Raw genomic sequence first — 19,839 nt, 5'->3', positions numbered from 1 at the left:
CATGGTAACTGCCATGCTGCAACCCCAACCTCTACTTCCGAATGACTCGGAAAACGAGAACGCTTCAACGCCATAGGTTGCCACGCCAGAAGTGAACCTGATCCGTTTTGGAAAAAAACTGCGTGCTATGTACCCGAACGATGCAAAAAGGCCGCCCGATGGCGGCCTTCGTATGCGACATGGCAACTGAACCTAACCCGGTTACTGTATTTTGAGATATTTCGCGCAAATTAATATAGACAACAGCCAGCAAGTTACGACGCAAAAAACTGAATCCCATACTTTCTGTGCTGGAAGCAGACCGTAAAAGAGCATCGCAATCAAAAAAAGTACCAGCATCATCAAAAAGGCCAGCGCATTGGCAGCAAATATGAATTTGAAAATTCGATATAGCTTCTTCATTTGCTTTCACATCCGCAGCTAGTAAAGCTACTGTCAATCACCGTACTTGATCCAGCCATCCCGGTGATGCCAATTTCAGCACCCGAGGTGGGACCATACGAAACAAGAGCCTGTGCGCCATTCTTGGTTGGATCCCCTGATCGCACTCCATCACCTCCCATCTGAATCGTCGAAACGCTATATCCCTTAATAAAGGCAACGCCTGCTGACCACGTCGAGAACCAGCCATTTAAAACATTTGGGTCTATGTAGTTCAACCCATCATTAAGAGACACTGACGACTCTGAGTAACCTAAAGCGGAAGTGCCTTTTGCACCAACACCGACCCCCGGACCAACGGCGTCGACAATAACATGTGCTCTTCGGCCATTTACGCATTGGGAGTAAAGTGAAAATTTATAGAAAAAGCCTCCGACTATCTCAGCAGCTCCGCCTCCTGACATTGTTCCTGTCCATTGAACAAGTCCAAGCGGGTCCGTGTTGCTCAGCGGATCACCGCCCACATAGGCATATGTACTAGCGCCACCTGCCAAGCCAATGGGGTCGCTTTGAGTGTATCTCCCACATTCGGGACAATAGTCCCGGTAACCATTGTGCAGTAGTCCCGTTTCGATGTCATAGTACTGTCCAGGAAAACGCAGGTTGTAGGTGTAACCACTACTAGTCGGCGGCAGCTCACCCCACGCATTGCCTTGATACGCCCACGTCCACACCGTGTTGCCGCTGCCATCGGCAATCGCCCGCGGTGTGCCCAGCTCATCTGCTGTGACATAGGCGATCGATGTGGCGGTTCCTTGCGTATCCAGATTCGCCACCGGGATGCTGCCAAGGTAGACGTATTCGCGATTGGTCGCTCCATACTCGCTCAGCAGCTGACTACCCGGATCGTAGTTGTAGCGTTCAGTGGCTCCGCTCGCTGTTTTTGCCACCCGTTCGGCATTGGCATTGTAGGCATAGGTCGCGACCGTGCTCTGGTTGACTTGCGCTACCGTCATGCGGTTGCGCGCGTTGTACCCAAACCCATAGGTGCTGCCCGCTTGAGTGATGGCCGTGGTGTTGCCGTCGGCGTCCACGGATCGTGCCGCATTGCCTGTGGCTATGAGCTGATGCGTATTCGTGTTGTAGCTGTAGGCGCCGGTAGCCAGGCCACTGCCCGTCTTGCTCAGGCGGTCGCCCGTCGGGTTGTACGTGACACTTTCAAGCGTGCTGCCATCAGCTTCCGTGATCGCCGTCAGACGATACAGCGGGTCATAGCTATACGTCTCGGTCGCCGGATTGGCCCCTGCGCTGTTGCCGATGGCCGTGATATCCCCCATCGCATCGCGAGCCAAGTGCAGCGTAAACGCCGGGCTGGTGAGATCGGTCAGGCGATAATTCGCATCGTAGGTGCGTGTGACCGCCTGGCCATTGCCCAGCGTATAGCCGCTCACCGGCCCGAACGGCAGGTAGGTGACGTTGCTCACCAGCGTGGTAGTACCGCTGCTGGTGGTGGCGGTGACGCCACTGACACGACCGTCCGCGTCGTAGCTGTAACTCACCTGATCGCCGCTGGGATGCGTAATGCTGAGGACCTTACCGCCGGGGCTGCGCGCGTAGGTCGTGACATCCGTATGACCGCTGACCGTCTGGCTCACCTGGGTCACGTAGCCTTGGGCGTTGTAGCAGAACGCGGTTGTGACGGCGTTCTCGACGACCCGCGTCAGGTGACCGATCGGATAGGAAGTCGTGCAGCCCGTGACGCTGTTGGCTTCGTCGTAGGTGTAGGTAATGTTCTGGGTGCTATCGGCGTAGCTCGCGCTTAGCCGACGATCCTGAGCGTCGTAGGTATAGGTGACTGTGTTGCCGTTGGCGTCGGTACCGGTCAGCACGTTACCGGCCGCGTCATAGGTTTTGGCGGTGACCCCGGTATCGGGGCTGGTGAGGCTGGTGGGATCGGATAACCCGTCGTACTGGTAGGTGGTATTCAGACCACTGGGATCGGTCACTTGAGTGAGGCGATCCAACGCATCGTAGGTATAGGTCGTCTTGGTGTTGGCCGTTTGCGCGGCCACCGGCGCGACGTTAGCCGCCACGGCCAGGGTCAGCACCAGCCCGGCGAGCGGCTTTAGACGCAAATCCGAAAGACTATGCGCTCTGCTCTTCCTAACCATCGTACCCTCTCCGCCTTCGTTGTCGATCCGCATGCTCGCGCTCCCTGATGGCGCTTCAATGACTGAAAAAGGTATCAACGTTTGTGTCTGATCCATGGCGGCGCCCCTGTCAGTTCGTGCCGTTGTAGTTGTCGATCGTCTGCACCAGGCGGTTCAGGGCGTCATAGCCCAATTGCCGTTGGATGCCCAACCCGTCCGTACTCAGAGCGAGGTTGCCGTTCGCGTCGTAACTGTCGCTCGCGCTGGCATTGAATACTGTGTGGTTCAACCCATCCACAACCGTGGTCAATTGCCCCAAGGTGTTGAAGGTGCGGCTTAAGCTCTTATGCAAGGTGCCGGTGGTGTCGTACACCTGTTCTGCCGTCTTATCGCCCGCCGCATCCAGCGTGTATTGCACGTAGTTGCCTTGCGCATCGGTGATCTTCACCAGGCGATGCGCGGCGTCGTAGCCATAGGTCGTGGTGACACCGTCTGAATCGGTCACGGTTTGTACGGCGCCATAGAGCGTGTAGCCGAAGGAGGTCTGCGCACCGCCCACGCTGCGCGAGGCGAGCCAGCCGCGCGGAGTGTAGGTCATATCCGTGTTGATGCCGTTGGCGTCCGTGATACGGGTGATGCGACCATCGGCGTCATAGGAGGCGATGGTGGTGACGTGGCCCTGCGGGTCGGTGACGGTGTGCAGGTCGCCGGCTTGGTAGCAGGCGGCGGCGGGCGTACCGCAGTTCGTCGCATTGCTGGCCAGGTAGTAGCTATAAGTGGTGGTCTGCGCTGTGTCGGCACGCGGGCCGGTAGTCGTCAGCATCAATCCGACGATGGGGCACTGTGTAGTGTCGACGGCCGTGCAGTAGGTATAGATGCTGCGGCGTACGCCAGCGGGGACGGTGCCGGTATTGCTGCAGGTGTAGCCGGAGGTGGCACTGTTGGATGGATCAATCTCGCAACGGGCCAACGTTTGGCCGGCGCCGTTGTAGATCCATTGCGTAGAGCTAATAGCGTTGTTGTTGGCATCGAGCCCTACGCGTGTAAGGGGCAGGCCAAGACTGGTGTTCCAAGTGAGGTTGAGTGTGCGTTGGTTGGTAGTGCCTTGAGCGTCAACCTGCTGAATCAAGAGGCCGATGCTATTGTATGTTGTAGAAGTTGTGTTCCCTTTGAAATCCACGGACGTCGCAGGATTACCGTTGTTGTCGTAGGTACGTGTCTGCCACGGTTGACCGCATTGCGGCCCGCAAGGCTGGTTCAAGCTGGCTACCCGGACCAAGCCGTCTATCGTGCTGAAACTCATGGTAACGCTATTGCCTAACGGAAATTGGACAGTCGATGTGCCGTCACTGTTGTAGTTGATCTGAGTGGTGTCGACTCCACCCGCAATGCCCGTAAGGACCGCCTGGCCGCTACTGTTGTAAGTCGTGCTGTCATAACGCACGCCGGCTTCGTCAACAAGGCCGGTCATCGCGTAAGGCAGGCTGGCGCCATTAGTCAATGAGGACTCGTTGTAGACATATTGGCGTGAACTCCCATCCGGGTATTTCACGGCAACCAAATTATCCCAACTGGGATCATGGGTATAAGTCAGCGCTGTGCCATCGGGCAAGATGATCTTGGCCACCAAATTGAACGCATCATAGGTGAAATGAAGCTGCCGCCCTTTAGAGTCGGTCACCGACAACAGGAGGCCGGGAATGCCTGCCACATTAGCGGGTGTTGATGAAGTGCTGTAAGCCAATGTGATGCCTTGGCCAGATTCATCCGTGACCGATTGCAAGAGTCCCGTCGCATCATAAGTTTCGTACTGCCGCAGCGCCGTAATAAAGACGACATAACTGGTCGCTACGCCCTGTTCGTTATCGATTTCAGTAAAGCCGTCGGCCACGTCCGGATCAGCTGCCCATACTCCATTTGCTTTACTAAAGGTTTCTTGCTTGCCATCCGGCCGAGCCAAGGCGGCGGCATTAACAGGGCTACCTACGAGCTGCAGCGATCGGTCAAAGCTGTGGCGCCAGTGCTTCCCCATGGCGGATGAGTCCACGGCGGCTGCGCTGTTATAAAAGCGTCGAAACGTTAGCCAGGGACCACCAAGGTAATCATCTTCTTGCAAATACTTATTACCAGTGGACGCATTGATGGGATCGCTAATCAATGGCACGCCTTTCGCCGTAGGACACGATGGGCCACCAGCGTTCGCGCTGCCTTCCCCCCCGTCACAGCCTGCTCCATCACCCAAGCTCTTACCGCTTGGATCGGTAAAACAGGCGTAGGGAAAAACCTCGCTCATTTCAGTAGCTCCCGGCTCTCCATAGTTGTTATTGCCTGTCCATATCCATTGAACTTCGCATCCCGGTACGTTGATGCATCTAGGGTTTGTAGTCGCTATAAAGTCAGGTGATTGAGTTGCAATTTCCGCCTTGCAGGCAGCTTCTTCTTGCGACCACGACGGAAGCGAGGACTGTGCGTGAACTTGTGGCGTGAAGAAAGAAACGCCAAGACATGCTGTAACCCATAGCCACCAGACGAACGAAGCGCCGAACAATCGCCTTGGCCGCATCATCTGTATGCTCTCAAAGACATCCATTTTTTCGTTCCCCAGTGAGGCTGTCGTGTCCATGCCGACTCAGTTTGTGCTGTTGTAGTTATCGAGGGTCTGCACCAAACGGTTAAGGGCGTCGTAGCCCAACTGCCGCTGGATAACGGTATACGTCGACGGGGTGTAAACCGCATTCCACCAGCACTCTTCATTCGCGTGCGACAGCGATGTGTACGTATAGGTCACCGTGTTCGCGGCAGCCAGAGATGGCAGCATCATGGTCAGCAGGGGAAGTAATATCAGTCGCCCGAAGTTGGCGCGAGGAATATCCAGCACATCAGTGCGCGTGCCACACGATCCGCCTTCCATGACTCCCCCGGCACATAGAATTCGACAGACTTCCTTATCGGAAGCGCAGCGTCGTTCTATAGCACAATTAGGTTCAGACTCCTGCGCGAGCTTATGTAGGATTTTTCCTACAAGCAAAGATGTGTGAGCCACTCCACAGAGACTACCTTGACAGCTGCCGGCGTCGGTTCCCGGTGGGAGGTAACCCAATACTGACTACATCAGCCCGCTCGTTCTCTGTAAGAAGGTTGCAATTAGTGACAGTAGTCCACCCCACGTTGACCTGATGGGCTAATCGCGATAGCTCAGCTGTGCACTTGTCCGCGCCACGCCCGCGCCGCCTTCCCCCCAACCCTCTCGAAGGTGAAAGTGAGCCGTTTGCGGCTCAATAGAACCCCTTCTGCACCTGAAACCAGAAGTGCGCGGCATCACTGGCATTCGAACCGAGCAATTGCGGACGATTACCGATCGGCTTGGCCACGCTGGCACTGACGACCCAATCATGCATGGCGACCCAATGCAGTCCCAATCCCACGCTGTTCAAGCGCGCGCTATTGGTGCCCAGAAGGAAGGTTTTCTTGTATGCCTGCACGCGGCCGCTATCCACGAATACCGAGGCTTGCCACGGCCCAGGCAGCGGCGACAGTATGAAATCACGACGATACTCGACGGTTGCCATGTAACCTTGCGCACCGGATATCGCGCCCACGTCGTAACCGCGCACGGTGTTGGGCCCGCCGAGGTAAAACTGTTCGGAGGTATCAAGATTCTTGTTCGCCTTCTGGCCGATAACGCCGACATACACGGCATCCACCTGACCGAACCGCTGCAAACGCGACACCGAATAATCGAATTTCGTGAAGCTGCCTGCCGTACGCGGCCCAAGCGCATCGACAAACTCGGAGTACAGGTTGTTGAAGTAAAGCCGCCCGTAGCTGCCGCTGATATTGAAATTGGTTACGCCGGTGTCGTCGCGCTGGTCGCCTGCCAGGGTGCCTACCCATACGTTGCTGTGGCGGATCGTCTGGATATCGGCAATATCGATATCGTCGCTGAGGCGCTTGTGGTCGAATTCGATCTGCCCATACAGATTGCCCGCCGTATTGCGGATGAGCGGCTGCAGCAGGTTGACACTTTGCACAAGCGCCGTACCGTGCGCGTGCAAGTCGGACAGTCCATTGCGAAGTTGATAATGCAGGTCGGTGACGGATGCACCAAGCACCGTGCCCTGCCCGTTCAACAGATATTTGTAACCGGCACTACCGTAGTTCATGCCACCGCCTGAACTCACACCGGCAAGACTCAGCACGTCACCCTGATTGAACAGGCCGTTGACGTTGAACGTGCCGCTCAATCGCACCCGATCGGTATAGCGGTTGCCATAATCATCCAGGCCGAGCGTGCCCGTATAGCGCGGCGCGGGGGTGACATCCACGATCAAATCCGATGTACCCACTTCTGCTCCGGGTTGCACCGCCGAATTGACAATCGCACCCGGCACATCCGTCAGCAACAACAGGCTGCGTTCCAGCGTGTAATTGCTGACTGGTTGCCCCGACTGCAACGGCGAAAGCGTGGCATTCAAGACGTGATTCGCCACGTCACTGTGATTTTGTAGCGTGACGTTCCCGTAACGCACTTCCACCACGCTGATGTGCACCACGCCGTTACTCAACGTCTGCTGCGGCACGTAGGCCATGTCCAGTGGATAGCCATGCGCGCGATACGCTTCGGTGATGCGGTCGGCCAGATCATCGAGATCGCCCAGCGTCAGGTTCTTGCCCTCCTCCGGCGCCACCAGGGCGTGCAACTTGGCGCTGGGCAGTCGCGTGTTGCCGGTGATCTCGATCCGCTGCACCTGAAACGACTCGCTGCTCGCCGCGCGGTTGCGCTGCGGGCGCAGGTTTTTCAGCTTAAGCTCGGAAGGTGGAACGGGCGTATTCGGCGGTTGCGTTTCCTGCAGGATCTGGCCACTGGTCGGCGGGGTGATGTGCGTTTGCGCATGCACCCCGGGCGCCAGTGCGATAGAGAGTGCGATGCATAACAGGCGATAAGACGGATCAGCACGGCGTATCGGGGTCATGAGGGCTACCTAGCAAGTATTGCAAGAAGGCATCGATCCAGATGCCGCGAAACTGCCATACGCGCTGCCCCTCTCCTGGTTGGAGGGAGGGGCAGATCACTCAGTCATCCGCTTTTTCTGCTTCTCATGGCGAGGCATCCGCCGGTAACCGCACGCCTCCGTGAAGGACCGTGATGGGAAGACCTGAATGGAAGTCCGTACGATTGACGTTGCGCTCGATGGGACGGTGGCGCTTCTTTTGGTTGCCGGTGAACACGCCGACCGCGCCCATGTCCGCCACGCCATAAGGTGTGGCGATCGGTGAGGATTGAATCGCGCTGTCGATCTGGGCAAGCCAACTGCCCTGCACCAGCGAACCGAACACGCCGGCATCGGTGATGTCCGCGTAAGTGGTCGTGATCGGATCGGTCACCAGATAATCGCCCGCATCGGGCCCGGTGGTGGCGATGCCGGAGACCGTTACCAGTTTGTGGTCGCCGACATTGGCACTGCTGAATAGCGCGGAGCTGTCCAAGAAGCTCACCGGAAAGCCTGAAAGCCCCCCGGTACTGCTCAGCAATACCCCATCCGAAGCCGTGCCGTTGTACGGCCGGTTGACACCTTCTGCGATCACAGTGATGGGCAACGGCGTGATAGTGGCCGTGGTGGTGGTGGTCGTGTTGAAGATGTAGTTGCCGATATCCGCGCCACTGCCCGTGATACCGGTGATCGTAACGGGCTTACCGTTGCACGCATTCGGATCGTTGAACAGCGCGGATGTGCTGCTGAAGTTCAATTGATCGCCAGGCAGCACGCCCAAAGCATTCAGCGATACCGTATCAAGTGCATTGCCGTCGAACACCTTATTCGTACCGTTGGCGCCGATCGTGATCGTCAAGGGCGTGATGTTCGCCGTGGTGGTTGCGGTGTTGTTGAGCAACACATAGTTGCCGGCATCGGCACCGCCATACGTAATGCCGCTCACGGTAACGCCTTTATCGTTGCCGACGTTCTTGTCGGTAAAGTTCGCCGACGTGTTGGAGAAGGTGAGCTGGTCGCCGGCAATCACCCCCGCACTGCTCAGACCGACCTTGTCTAGCGTATTGCCGTCGTAGACTTTGTTCGTGCCAGTGGCGTCCACGGTAATCGCCAGCGGCGTGATGCTGGCCGTCAAACCGGTCGGCTGCACGAGAATGTAATTGCCGGCGTCCGTGCCGCCTATCGCCATATCCGTGCCGATCAGCTTGTTATTGCCCACGTTCTTGCTGTCGAACGTGCCGAGTGTGTCGTTGGTCAGCAACACGCTGTCACTGCCCAGCACGCCGGTGAGCTGTGAGCCGGTTAGCGTGGCTTGGGTCGTGCCATCGTAAGTACGATCGTGCGCGGTGGTACCCGTGACATACAGCGTGGCTGGCGTAATGGTTACCCATTGGTCGCCGCCCACGAACGTGTAGTTGCTGGCGAGCGCGCCGCTGTTACCCGTCAGCGTGAATCCATTCAAGCCGCCCGAAGCAAACGATTGCTGCATGCCCACGTCCTTGGTGGACAAGGTACCGCTGCCGGTAAGCGTCAACGTCTGTCCATTCACGCCTGTGAGCACACCATTGTTGCCGAACAAGCTGGCATCGGCGGTGGTGGTCGTATCGTAGACGCGTGTACCGGTGAGATTGAGCACGGCCGGATTGATGGTAGCCACGGTGCTAGTCGACGTATTGAACGTGTAATTGGCGGCATCAGGCCCCACCGCTGTGATGCCGGTGACGTTGACCGGCACATGGCTGCCGGCATTGGGCGAGCTGAAGCTGGCAGAGGTATCGGCGAAGCTCACGATATCGCCGCCGATCAAACCTGCGCCGATCAGGTTGACGGTGGCCGCCGTGCTGCCGTCGTACGTCTTGTCGTCGCCGAAGGCGCTGACGGTGATGGCGAGCGGCGTTATCGTCAGCGTATCGGTACCACCCACCAAGGTGTAATTGCTGCCTAGCGCCGAGCCGTTGCCGGTGAGTGCCAGATCGTTCTGGTTGAATTGCGCCGTGCCAGTGTAGCTGCCGACATTCTTGCTCGAGACGACGCCCGATCCGCTCAAGGTCAACGTGTCGCCGTTGATGCCGTTCACCACGCCATTACTGCCGAACAGGCTGGCATCGGCGCCGGGGCTGCCGTTGTACGGACGTGTTCCCGTCAAGTTCAAGACATACGGCGTGATGTTGGCGCTGGTGGTGGTTGTGGTGTTGAACAGATAATTCGGCAGATCGAGCCCGGTCGCGGAAATACCGGTGACCGAAATCGGTACGCCGCTACCGGCGTTGGGTGTATTGAACGCCGCGCCGCCGTAACTGAAATGGATATCGTCGGTTGGCACCGTACCTGTGGCGCTCAATGCCACGGTAGCTCCGGTGGTACCGTCGTACACCTTATTCTGGCCTGTCGCACTCACCGTGACGACCAGCGGCGCAATGGTGATCGAATCCGTACCACCCACCAGCGTGTAGTTGCTTGCGAGCGAACCGTTGTTGTCGTTCAAGGCGAGCGTGCCTAGCGTAAACGGCTGGTACGTGCCGACGTTCTTGCTGGGCGCGGTGCCGGCACCGGTCAGCATCAACGTTTGCCCATTGACGCCCGCAATCACGCCGTTGCTTCCGAACGCGTTGGCGTTGACGGCGGTCGTACCGTTGTAGATCTGCGTGCCGGACAGATTGATGATGGCCGGCGTGATATTGGCGCTGGTGGTCGCGGTGGTGTTGAAGCTGTAGTTGCCGGCGTCCGTGCCGCTGGCGGCGATGCCGTTCACGCCAATGCCGATGCCATTGCCCGCATTGGCTGTGTTGAAATTCGCCGACGTATCGCTGAAGTTCACCGTATCGCCCGGCAGTACACCACTGCTGTTCAAGCCCACGATGGCGGTGGTGGTGCCATCGTAGACCTTGTTGTTGCCGGTGGCCGTCACCGTGATCGCCAGCGGCGTGATATTCGCCGCGACACTCGACGGCTGCTGGATGATGTAGTTGCTGGCATCCGTGCCGCTGATGGTCATATTGGTGGCGACGGGGATGTTATTGCCCACGTTTTTGCCGGCAAACGTACCGGATGTGTTGTTGCCAAGGGACACGGCATCGCCGGAGAACACGCCGACCAGCGTGGAACCGCTCAGGCTGGCCACCGTGTTGCCGTCGTAGACCTTGTTGGCCGCCACCGTGCCGTCGACGGTCAAGGTAAACGGCGTGATCGTCACCCAATCCGTGCCGCCGATCAGCGTGTAGTTGCTGGCCAGCGCGCCGTTATTGCCGGCCAAGGTGAAGTTGTTGATCGCGCCCGCCGCGAAGGGTTGCTGCGAGCCGACGTTCTTGGTCGATAGCGCACTGGCGCCGGTTCCGCCGAGGGTCAGCGTTTGGCCGGCTATACCGTTCAGCACACCGTTGTTGCCGAACAAGGTAAGCGGCGCATTGGTGGTGGAATCGTAAACGCGCGTGCCGGTGAGGTTGAGAACCACCGGTGTGATGTTGGCGCTGGTGGTGGCGGTGGTGTTGAAGGTGTAATTACCTGCGGCCGTGCCGCTGGCACTGATGCCGTTGACATTGATCTGGATGCCGCTGGCGACATTCGGGCTCACAAAGTTGGCTGCACTATCGGTGAACGTAATGCTGTCGCCAGCAAGCACACCGTTACCGGTCAGATTGACGTTGGCCGTGGTGGTCGTGTCATAGATCTTGTTGCTGCCCGTGGCCGTGACGGTGATCGCCAACGGCGTGATGTTCGCCGACAAGCCGACGGGCTGGGTGATGGAGTAATTGCTGGCGTCGGTGCCGGACAAGCTCATGTTGGTGGTGACGGCGACGCCGTTGCCGACGTTCTTGCTGGCAAACGTACCGGTGCCGCTGTTGCTGAGCGTGACGGTATCGCCCGCTAGCGGCGAGGAAAGCACAGCGCCGGTGACCACGGCGGCGGTGGTGCCGTCATAGACCTTGTTCTGCGCCTGTGCGCCGCTGATGGTGAGCTGATATGGCGTGATGGTCACCCAGTCGGTGCCGCCGATCAGCGTGTAGTTGTTGGGGTTGGAACCGCTGATCCCCGCAAGCGTGAAGCCGCCAAGACCACCGCTGGCGAATGGCCGTTGCGAGCCGACGTTCTTGGTAGACAGCGTGCCCGTGCCGCTCAATTGCAGCGTCTGCCCCGCCACGCCGGTCAGCACGCCGTTGGTGCCGAACAACGAAGCGCTCGCGTTGGTGGTGGCATCGTAGATGCGCGTGCTGGTGAGGTTGAGGATGCGCGGTGTGATGTTGGCGCTGGTGGTAGCTGTCGTGTTGCTCAGTATGTAATTGCCGCCGTCCACGCCGCCTGCAGTGATACCAGCCACATTGATGGTGAGGCCCGTGCCGACATCACTTTGCGTGAAGTTGGCCGAGCTCTTGGCGAACGACACCTTGTCACCGGCCAGCACGCCCGTGCTGGAGAGGTTTACGTTCGCCGTTGTCGTAGCGTCGTATTGCTTGTTCTGGCCGGTGGCCGAGACCGAAATGGTCAGCGGCGTGATGGTGCCGGTGACGTTCGTCGGCTGCACCAGGATGTAATTGCTGGCATCCGTGCCACTGATGGTCATGCTGGTGCTCACGGGTTTGTTGCTGCCGGCGTTCTTGTTGTTGAAGGTGCCGGTGCTGGCGTTGCCGAGCGCAACGGCGTCGCTACCTAGCAATCCCACCAGCGTGGAACCACTGAGCGTCGCGGCTGTAGTGGCATCATAGATTTTGGTGGCCGCGACCGTGCCGCTGACGGTGAGCGTGGCCGGCGTGATCGTCACCCAATCCGTACCGCCCACCAGCGTGTAATTGCTGGCCAATGCCGAACCGTTGCCAGCAAGCGTGAAGCCGCTGAGGCCGCCGCTGGCAAACGGCTGCTGCACGCCGACGTTCTTGGTGGACAAGGTGCCCGTGCCGCTGAGCGTCAGCGTTTGGCCGTTGATGCCGGTCAGCACGCCGTTGTTGCCGAACAGCGACGCAACCGCATTCGTCGTGGCGTCGTAGACGCGCGTACTAGTGAGATTGAGCACCACTGGATTAATCACACCGTTATTGCCGGCCGCCGTACTTGGCAGAATGTAATTGGACAGATTGGTGCCAGCGTTGGCCCGGAAATCGGACGACTCCAGAGCCGCCGACACCGACAAGCCGGTACCGGCGTTGGCCTGCCCGTAAGTGGACGACGCCGTCTGGAAGATGGTGCCGCCCTGCCCTGACACGAAACCGGTCAACGTGAAATCCGACGTGGTGAGCGAGGCGGATGTAGTGCCGTCGTAGACCTTGGTCGGCGAACCTGTGATGGTGGCCACCAACGGTGCAGGCGTGATGCTGGCCGTCAAGCCGGTCGGTTGCGCCAGCGTGTAATTGGAAGCGGATGTGCCGCTGATCGTGAAACCGCTGGCCGTTACCGCCAGATTGTTGCCTACGTTGGCGCTGCCGAACTGTCCGGTTGCACCCGACGAAGACAAGGCAACGGTGTCGCCGCCATACAGGCCGCTCAACGTGGCGCTGACGGTGTTGAGCGAATCGGTGGTGGTGGCATCGTAAACTTTGTTGTTGGCGATCACGCCGGCAACAGTCAGCGTTGCGGGCGTGATGTTCGCCGTCAGGCCGGTGGGCTGCACTAGCGTGTAATTGGCGGCCTGCGAACCACTGATACTGAAAGCGCTCGGTGTGACCGTAAGGTTGTTACCAACGTTGGATTGCGAGAACGTGCCGGTGGTGGCCGAGGTGAGACTGACCTTGCCCGCATCGGTTGAAACAAGGCCGGAAAGCGCCGCGTTGCTCACGTTAAGCGTGGCAGCGGTGGTGGCGTTGTACACCTTGTTGTTCGCGATGACGTTGAGGATGTACAGCGATGCCGGCGTGATCGTGCCCGGGCCTGTCGCCGTCGTGGGCAAGCTGTAATTGCTCAGCAGCGTGCCCGCATTGGCAGTGAAATTGCTGGACAGCAGATTGGCCGTGATGCTTTCCGCACCCGCATTGGCGCTGGCGTAATTCACCGTGTCGGTTGGCGTCACCGTGGCGCCTTCGCCGGTGACGAAACCGGTGAGCTGGATATTCGCGGATGTGATCGAAGCGGTGGTTGTGCCGTTATAGACCTTGGTGGGATTGCCGATGATCGCGGCAATAAGCGGTGCAGGCGTGATCGTGCCGGTGCCGAATGCGGAGATCGGAAAAACGTAATTGTTGAGATTGGTGCCCGGCCCCGGCGTGAAATCCGATTGGATCAAGCTCGCCGACACCGGTTGCGAGCCGACGTTTACCGTGGCGTATTGCCCGGTGATGGTCTGGTTGACGGAGGCGCTGTCGCTGCCCTTGAAACCGGACAAAGTGAAATCCGTGGCGAGAATCGTCGCGACGTTATTGCCGTCGTACACCTTGGTCGGCGTGCCGGTGATAGCCGCCTGGAAACTCACCGACACCGGCGCAGGCGTGATGGTGCCGTAGCCGCTCATGAAAGCCGGCAGCACATAGTTGGTCAGCAAGGTGCCGGAACCGGCCGAATAGTTGGATGCCGTAAGACTCGCACTGACCGGCTCGACGCCTGCATTGGGCGAACCATAGGTGCCGGTTGGCTGATTCACCGTGATGCTCTGCCCCGGCAACAAGCCGCTCAGCGAATAATTGGCGCTGGTGAGCGATGCCGCAGTGGTGGCGTCATACACCTTAGTAGGATTGTTGACGATGCCGCCGATCAGCACGATGGGGTTGATGGTGCCGCTGCCGGTGACGGTGGTGGGAAAGCTGTAGTTGGAAAGCAAGGTGCCCGAGGCCGGCGTGAAATCTGAAGCCTCCAACGTGGCGCTGACGGCAATGCTTGTGCCCGCGTTCGGCGTTGCGTAGTTGGACGTACTGGTCTGCGAGATCACCGCGCTTTGGCCAGCGACGAAACCGCTGACGCTGAAACCCGTATTATCGAGCGTCGCCGCCGTTGTGCCGTCGTATGTCTTGGTGGGATGCCCAGAGAACGTCACCGTGAGCGGCGCGGGCGTGATGTTGGCAATGAGCCCCGAAGGCTGGTTGATGGTGTAATTGCCGGCCGCTGTGCCACCGAGTGTGAACCCGCTGGCTGTCACGGGCAGATTGTTGCCTACGTTGGACTGCCCGAAGTTCGCCGCCACACCGGAACTCGACAAGGTGACGTTGTCGCCGGCGATAACACCGCTCAACGTGGCACCATCCAGATTCAAAGTTGCCGCATTGGTCGCGTTATAGACTTTGTTGTTAGCCAGTAGACCGGTGATGTTCAACGCCAGCGGCGTGATGTTGGCCGTGAGCCCTTGCGGTTGTGTCAGCACGTAATTGATGGCTTTGCTGCCGGTGAGCGTGAACCCGCTTGCGACGACCGCAAGACCATTGCCCACGTTCGATTGGCTGAAGGTTCCGCTGGCCGTTGCACTGTTCAACGTGACCGAACCTGCGTCGCCGGAAATGAGCCCATACAAACTGGCTCCGCTGGCATTGAGCGCGTCGGCAGTGTTGCCGTTGTAGACCTTGTTGGTAGCCAGCACACCGGTAATCAGCAGCGGTGCCGGCGTGATGGTGCCGGCGCCCGTGGCCGTAGCCGGCAGGATGTAGTTGCTCAGGTTAGTGCCGGCATTGGCAGTGAAATTGGTAGATGAGAACGTGGCCGTGATGGTTTCCGCACCCGCCGTGGCGCTCGCGTACGCTGTTGGTGTGTGCTGACTTACCGTAGCGCCCTGCCCCGCGACGAATCCGCTGAGGCTGTAATTGGCCGATAACACCGATGCGCTGGTCGTGCCGTTGTAGACCTTGGTGGGGTTGCCGATGATGGTACCTGTCAGCGGCGCGGGCGTGATCGTGCCCACGTTGGCGCTCGCGGCAGCACCGGAAAACGTGTAGCCGTAGACGGGGATGGTTCCCGCTGCATTGGTGATCGTGATAGCGGAGATCGCGTTCGGCCCGGTGACGGAAATGCCCGTGCCAGCATTCGCCGATCCATAAGCGCCTGTCGCTCTCGAAATCACATTGCCGTTGACCAATCCTGTCGTGGTGAGGTTGGCACCGGCGATCGTTGCGACAGTGCCACCGTCATAAATTTTGCTAACTGTGCCCGTCAAACCCGTGATGGTGAGCGTGGGCGCCAAGCGGTAGAGAAAGCCATTACCGGTGCCGACCGGCGCGGTCGCATAAGGCGCGTTGTACTGGATGAAATTGGGCGTCAATCCAACTGCCGTATCCAGCGTAGGATTGGTGGAATAGATCAGCCACGACGCGGCGGTTCCGGTGGAGACCGCGCTGGCGCCTGCGTTGTTAATGAAGTTTCCCGCCGTAGCCAATGTCACGCCCGTGCCGCCCACGACAGCGGCGCCCGATGCAATCGTGAGATTGCCGCCGCTGGCATTCATGGTGACACCACCGGCGCCGCTGACCCGTGCATTGACGTTGATGGCGTGGTACGCCTGCAGCGACAGACTCGCCGCGCTGTTGGTCCAACTAACGGCCGCGTTGACGTTGATGTCGCCCGCACCTGCCGACTGCACGCCCACGCCGGACGCGCCGGTCGCCGTGGTCTGTTCGGTGACATTAGTGCCGCCGTTGAGCGTGGTGGAAATGGTTGCCGCAGACGCAGCATCGATGGTGAGATCGGTAGGATCGACCAGCCATGTTCCCGCCTGCCCGCGCGGCGCAGCAGCGGTAATGTGCGCATCGCCGGATAGATTGAAATTCGCTGCCGAGGTTTCGATCGAGCCTCCGTGACCGCCATTCGGCGCACTGGCATCCAGCGTGCCACCAACGTTCACCGTGCCGGCTGTCATGCCACCGAGCAACGTGATCGTGCCGTTGTGATTTTGCACCGTCTGCGCCTGGATCAGGCCGGTGTTGTTCACTGCGCTGGCGAGCAAGGCATTTTTCGCACCCGCGGTCATGATCACTTGACCGCCATCGGCGACGAGCAACTGGCGATTCTCGACCAGATCGTTCAAGGTGCTCTGGTCTACTCGCACATGCAGCAGTTGGCTGTCTTTGAAGGTGAGCGTGACGGCGCTACCGCCGCCGAGTGCAATGCTGCCGAATTGTGCACTGATCACGCCGCGATTGGATACTTGATGGCCGAGCAACGCCGCATATCCGCCGTTCGTGATATGGATCGCACCTTCGTTGATCACGCTGCCGTTGCCGCGACCGCTGAAGCGCCGCTGGTCCGACGCCAAGCTGCTGTCGTCCAGATCGAGCGTGCTGGCGATTAGGCCGCCCACGTTTACCTGCGCAGTCGAACCGAACAGCACGCCGTTCGGATTGATCAGCCACACCTGTCCATTGGCATCCATGTGACCGTAGATACTGCTGGGTGTGCTGCTGAAGATGCGGTTCACCGCAATCGCGCTGCTGCTCGGCTGCACGAAATCCACGGTTTCGTTAGGCGCGATGTTGAAGCTTTGCCAATTCAGCATCAGCGTAGGGCTGCTCTGGCGAATCGTGGTGACGGCACCGGTTTGCTGGATCTGTCCGCTGCCGCCGACGATCTGGCCGCCGCTAGGGCCGCCCGCGTAAACCACGCCTGCTGCAGACAGCGACGCTGCCAGCACCGACAGCATCAGCACGCACCTTCCGAGCGCCCGCTTGCGCTGCCCTATCCCCTCCCACACGTGCAGCGGGTGGAAATCCGCCCCATCAGACGCAACAAGCTTCTGCCTACCGGCACACTGCCGGCATAGATGATCGATAGGATTCATGGCTCAAAGCACCCAAGCGTGGACGACGCCGGAGCATGCGTACCTTCAACCGGCACGCGCTGCTGCGGTCCGATGGACAAGGAGTTGCGGGTGAGCAGGAAATGGGCGATGTGTGACGATCGCCAGAGAAGAGCATGCGTGAATCAAACGTAGCGGAGAGAGCAGTGAGGCGGATGGGCATGTGTACGAAAGGCTGCCCGCCAGCGCTGCCGCTGGCGTTCACCCTGTGCGCGCGAAGTCCCTCACGTGCCGCCACAGCCATCCCCTCGCAATGCACGCGCGGCGCCCATGGAGACCGGCAACGCGCATGGCTCTTGGCTATGCCCCCAACATAGCTCGCGAAAAATCCAATAACGTCATTGCATTGTCGCGTTTACTTAACGACGGATCGCATTCTAAATCGGGGAAATCGAAAGGGACGATGAAGAAAGTGCGGCAATTCGTTCACGCCGTGAAAACAAGAATGCGCACTTCTAGCGGCGACTCCCCCTGCTACAGGCGTAGAGGGGGAGCAGACCACGCAACAGCAAACAAACGTGCTTCGATTTACAGATGCCCTTGCGTGAGCTCGTCCGCCAGCCGCGGCAGGTTGTAGACCTTGCGCACCGCCTCTACCAGCGCAGCGGTGTCGACGGCCACGGCGCGGTTGTTGCTTCCGTCGTAAACGAAATCGCCACCGAGCGAATGGATATTACCGTCGAAGATCAGGCCCACTGCATGGCCTTCGCGATCGATCACGGCACTGCCGGAATTGCCGCCGATGATGTCGTTGTCGGTGACAAAGTTCATCGGCGTGGACAGATCGAGCGCGCTCTGCGCCCTCACCCAGCTATCGGGCAACTTGAACGGATCGGCGCCGGTGGCGCGCTTGTAGAGGCCATCGAAGTGCGTGAACGGCGGCACAGGCGCACCGTTTTCGTTCCAGCCAACGACCTTGCCGTACGAAAGGCGTAGCGTAAAGGTGGCGTCCGGATAGCTGGACATACCCTCGTGATCGAAACGCGCCTTGGCGATGGTTTCATCGGCCTTGTCGGTGGGCGCAGTGACTTCGTCCTCATATGCCTTGCGGATCTTGCGTGACTCCGGATCGATCTGCCGCGCCAGCGCGATCATCGGATCGTTCGACGCTTCGATCGCCTTCTCGCCACCGTCCCACAGTTGCTTGCGCACGGCCGGATCGGCCAGCTTGGTGCCACTCACCAGATGCTGCGCGAGGTCATCGGGCGACTGCTTGCCGAGCACTTCGTGCACGGTGGGATCGTCCGCGCCCAATGTCTGCCGGAATTTCTCCAGCCCCCACGACAACATGGTCTGCTCGTACCGCGGATAGACGGGCACGTCAGATTCCACCGTCTGCTGCACGGCCGGGAGGTTGGCTTCGCGGAACTGCGGCAGTCGTTCGCCATCGGGCTTGCCGCGTTCAGCCGCGACACGCACCAGCGTGCGCGCGTAGTCGAACAGTTGCGCGAAGCGACCCGCGAAGCCTGCGCCACCTTCCAGCATGTCGTAGCGCGCCCTCAGATCCTTGCTGCGCTGTTGTGCATGTTCAAGGTCCGCCCACGGGTCGCCGTATTTGGTGCGCCGTTCCGGCGTGGCGGCCATCCATTCGCGCAGGGAGGCATCCTGTTTCTTCTTTTGCTCGACGAAGTTTTCATCGGCCAGCGTCTGCAGCCAGCCGTTGAACACCTTGATGGTGTTCTCCAGGCCGAAGCGCAAATCCTGCGCTTCTTTCGTCTGCTCGGCGCCAGCGTGGCCGTATTGCCATAGCAAGCCGCGCAGTTCCGACAGAAAACCGTAGAACGGTACCAGGCGGTAGTCACGCATGGCTGCCAATTGCGTCCACGGAATACCGCGCTGGGTGGACCCAGGATTGCCGATGACGAAGGTCAGGTCGCCCGCCTTGGGGCCTTGCGCTGAGAACTTGAAGAACTGCGGCGTATTCGCCGGCTTGTTGTCGACGTAAGCGCGGAAGAACGCCACGTCCAGGTCATAACGCGGGAAATTGAAGTTGTCCGGATCACCGCCGAAGAACGCGATGCTCTGCTCCGGTGCAAACACCAAACGCACATCCTGATAGCGGCGGTACTTGTACAGCGCGTAGCGGCCGCCGTTGTAAAGCGTGATCACATCGCAGCGCCAAGTCTTGGCATCACCGTTGACGCAGGACTGCTCCAGCTTGCTATCGATAGCGCGCTCGGCTTTCACGCGCTCGGCGCCACTCTTGCCGGTGGTGGCGGCATTCACCTGTGTGGTGACGTCGGTGATGGATTCGAGCTGATTGAGTTCCACATCGGGGCACTTCGGCTCGTCTTCCTGCTTGAGCGCGATATAGCCGTTGGACATGTAGTCCTCGTGGCCCTTGGAGAGCTGCGAAAGACAGCTATTGGCGCAGTGGTGATTGGTCATCACCAGACCGTTGGCCGACACGAAGGAACCGGAACAACCTTCGGCAAGACGCAGCGCCGCATGCTGCACCAGATCCGTCCACTGCTGGCTAGGGGTAAAACCATAACGCAACTGCATCTGCTTCGTCGGCAGATGATCCAGCGTCCACATGCCCTCGTCCGCCACGGCGGATCCTGCGCCAGCAACGAGCAGACCGGTCAAAGCAACACCGAACATTCGCTTCATAGCCATCTCT

6 protein-coding genes and 3 pseudogenes are annotated in these 19,839 nt (G+C 59.3%); 1 reads left to right on the top strand and 8 read right to left on the bottom strand.

What is annotated here, in order from left to right; all coding sequences use genetic code 11:
* Positions 1–64: 64 nt before the first annotated feature.
* The 6 genes and pseudogenes from ISP18_RS10195 to ISP18_RS10170 all read right to left on the bottom strand — a co-directional run.
* Positions 65–412, bottom strand: a complete 348-nt coding sequence (locus ISP18_RS10195) for a hypothetical protein (protein WP_380010377.1) — start codon at positions 410–412, stop codon at positions 65–67.
* A complete protein-coding gene (locus ISP18_RS10190; protein WP_380010374.1) occupies positions 399–2,552 on the bottom strand; it encodes an RHS repeat-associated core domain-containing protein in 2,154 nt (717 codons plus the stop codon). The genes ISP18_RS10195 and ISP18_RS10190 overlap by 14 nt, the downstream gene beginning before the upstream one ends.
* 109 nt (positions 2,553–2,661) lie before the next feature.
* The gene (locus ISP18_RS10185; RefSeq protein WP_380010371.1) at positions 2,662–4,824 is read right to left on the bottom strand and encodes a DUF6531 domain-containing protein; all 2,163 of its coding nucleotides are present in this window, start codon (positions 4,822–4,824) and stop codon (positions 2,662–2,664) included.
* 336 nt (positions 4,825–5,160) lie between these two features.
* A complete protein-coding gene (locus ISP18_RS10180; protein WP_380010368.1) occupies positions 5,161–5,442 on the bottom strand; it encodes a hypothetical protein in 282 nt (93 codons plus the stop codon).
* A 364-nt stretch (positions 5,443–5,806) separates the two neighbouring features.
* Positions 5,807–7,504 carry a ShlB/FhaC/HecB family hemolysin secretion/activation protein gene (locus tag ISP18_RS10175; RefSeq protein WP_380010365.1) on the bottom strand — a complete coding sequence of 566 codons (1,698 nt, stop codon included), beginning with the start codon at positions 7,502–7,504 and terminating at the stop codon, positions 5,807–5,809.
* Between the two features lie 124 nt (positions 7,505–7,628).
* A pseudogene (locus ISP18_RS10170) lies at positions 7,629–11,219 on the bottom strand (beta strand repeat-containing protein); the annotation flags it as partial.
* On the opposite strand from ISP18_RS10170, the pseudogene ISP18_RS10165 reads away from it, so the two are divergent.
* Positions 11,184–11,279, top strand: a pseudogene (locus tag ISP18_RS10165) (hypothetical protein); the annotation flags it as partial. The pseudogenes ISP18_RS10170 and ISP18_RS10165 overlap by 36 nt on opposite strands.
* On the opposite strand, the pseudogene ISP18_RS10160 reads toward ISP18_RS10165, so the two are convergent.
* Positions 11,268–16,916: pseudogene (locus ISP18_RS10160) on the bottom strand (YDG domain-containing protein); the annotation flags it as partial. The pseudogenes ISP18_RS10165 and ISP18_RS10160 sit on opposite strands and share 12 nt — an antisense overlap.
* Positions 16,917–17,744: 828 nt before the next feature.
* Positions 17,745–19,829: a S46 family peptidase gene (locus ISP18_RS10155; protein ID WP_380010362.1), complete on the bottom strand. Its 2,085-nt coding sequence runs from the start codon at positions 19,827–19,829 to the stop codon at positions 17,745–17,747.
* Positions 19,830–19,839 lie beyond the last annotated feature (10 nt).

The organism is Dyella humi (assembly GCF_044904605.1).
Taxonomy (GTDB): Bacteria; Pseudomonadota; Gammaproteobacteria; order Xanthomonadales; family Rhodanobacteraceae; genus Dyella_B; species Dyella_B humi.
Note: the sequence above shows the minus strand (reverse complement) of the source record. Positions and strands in the feature narration are given on the sequence as shown.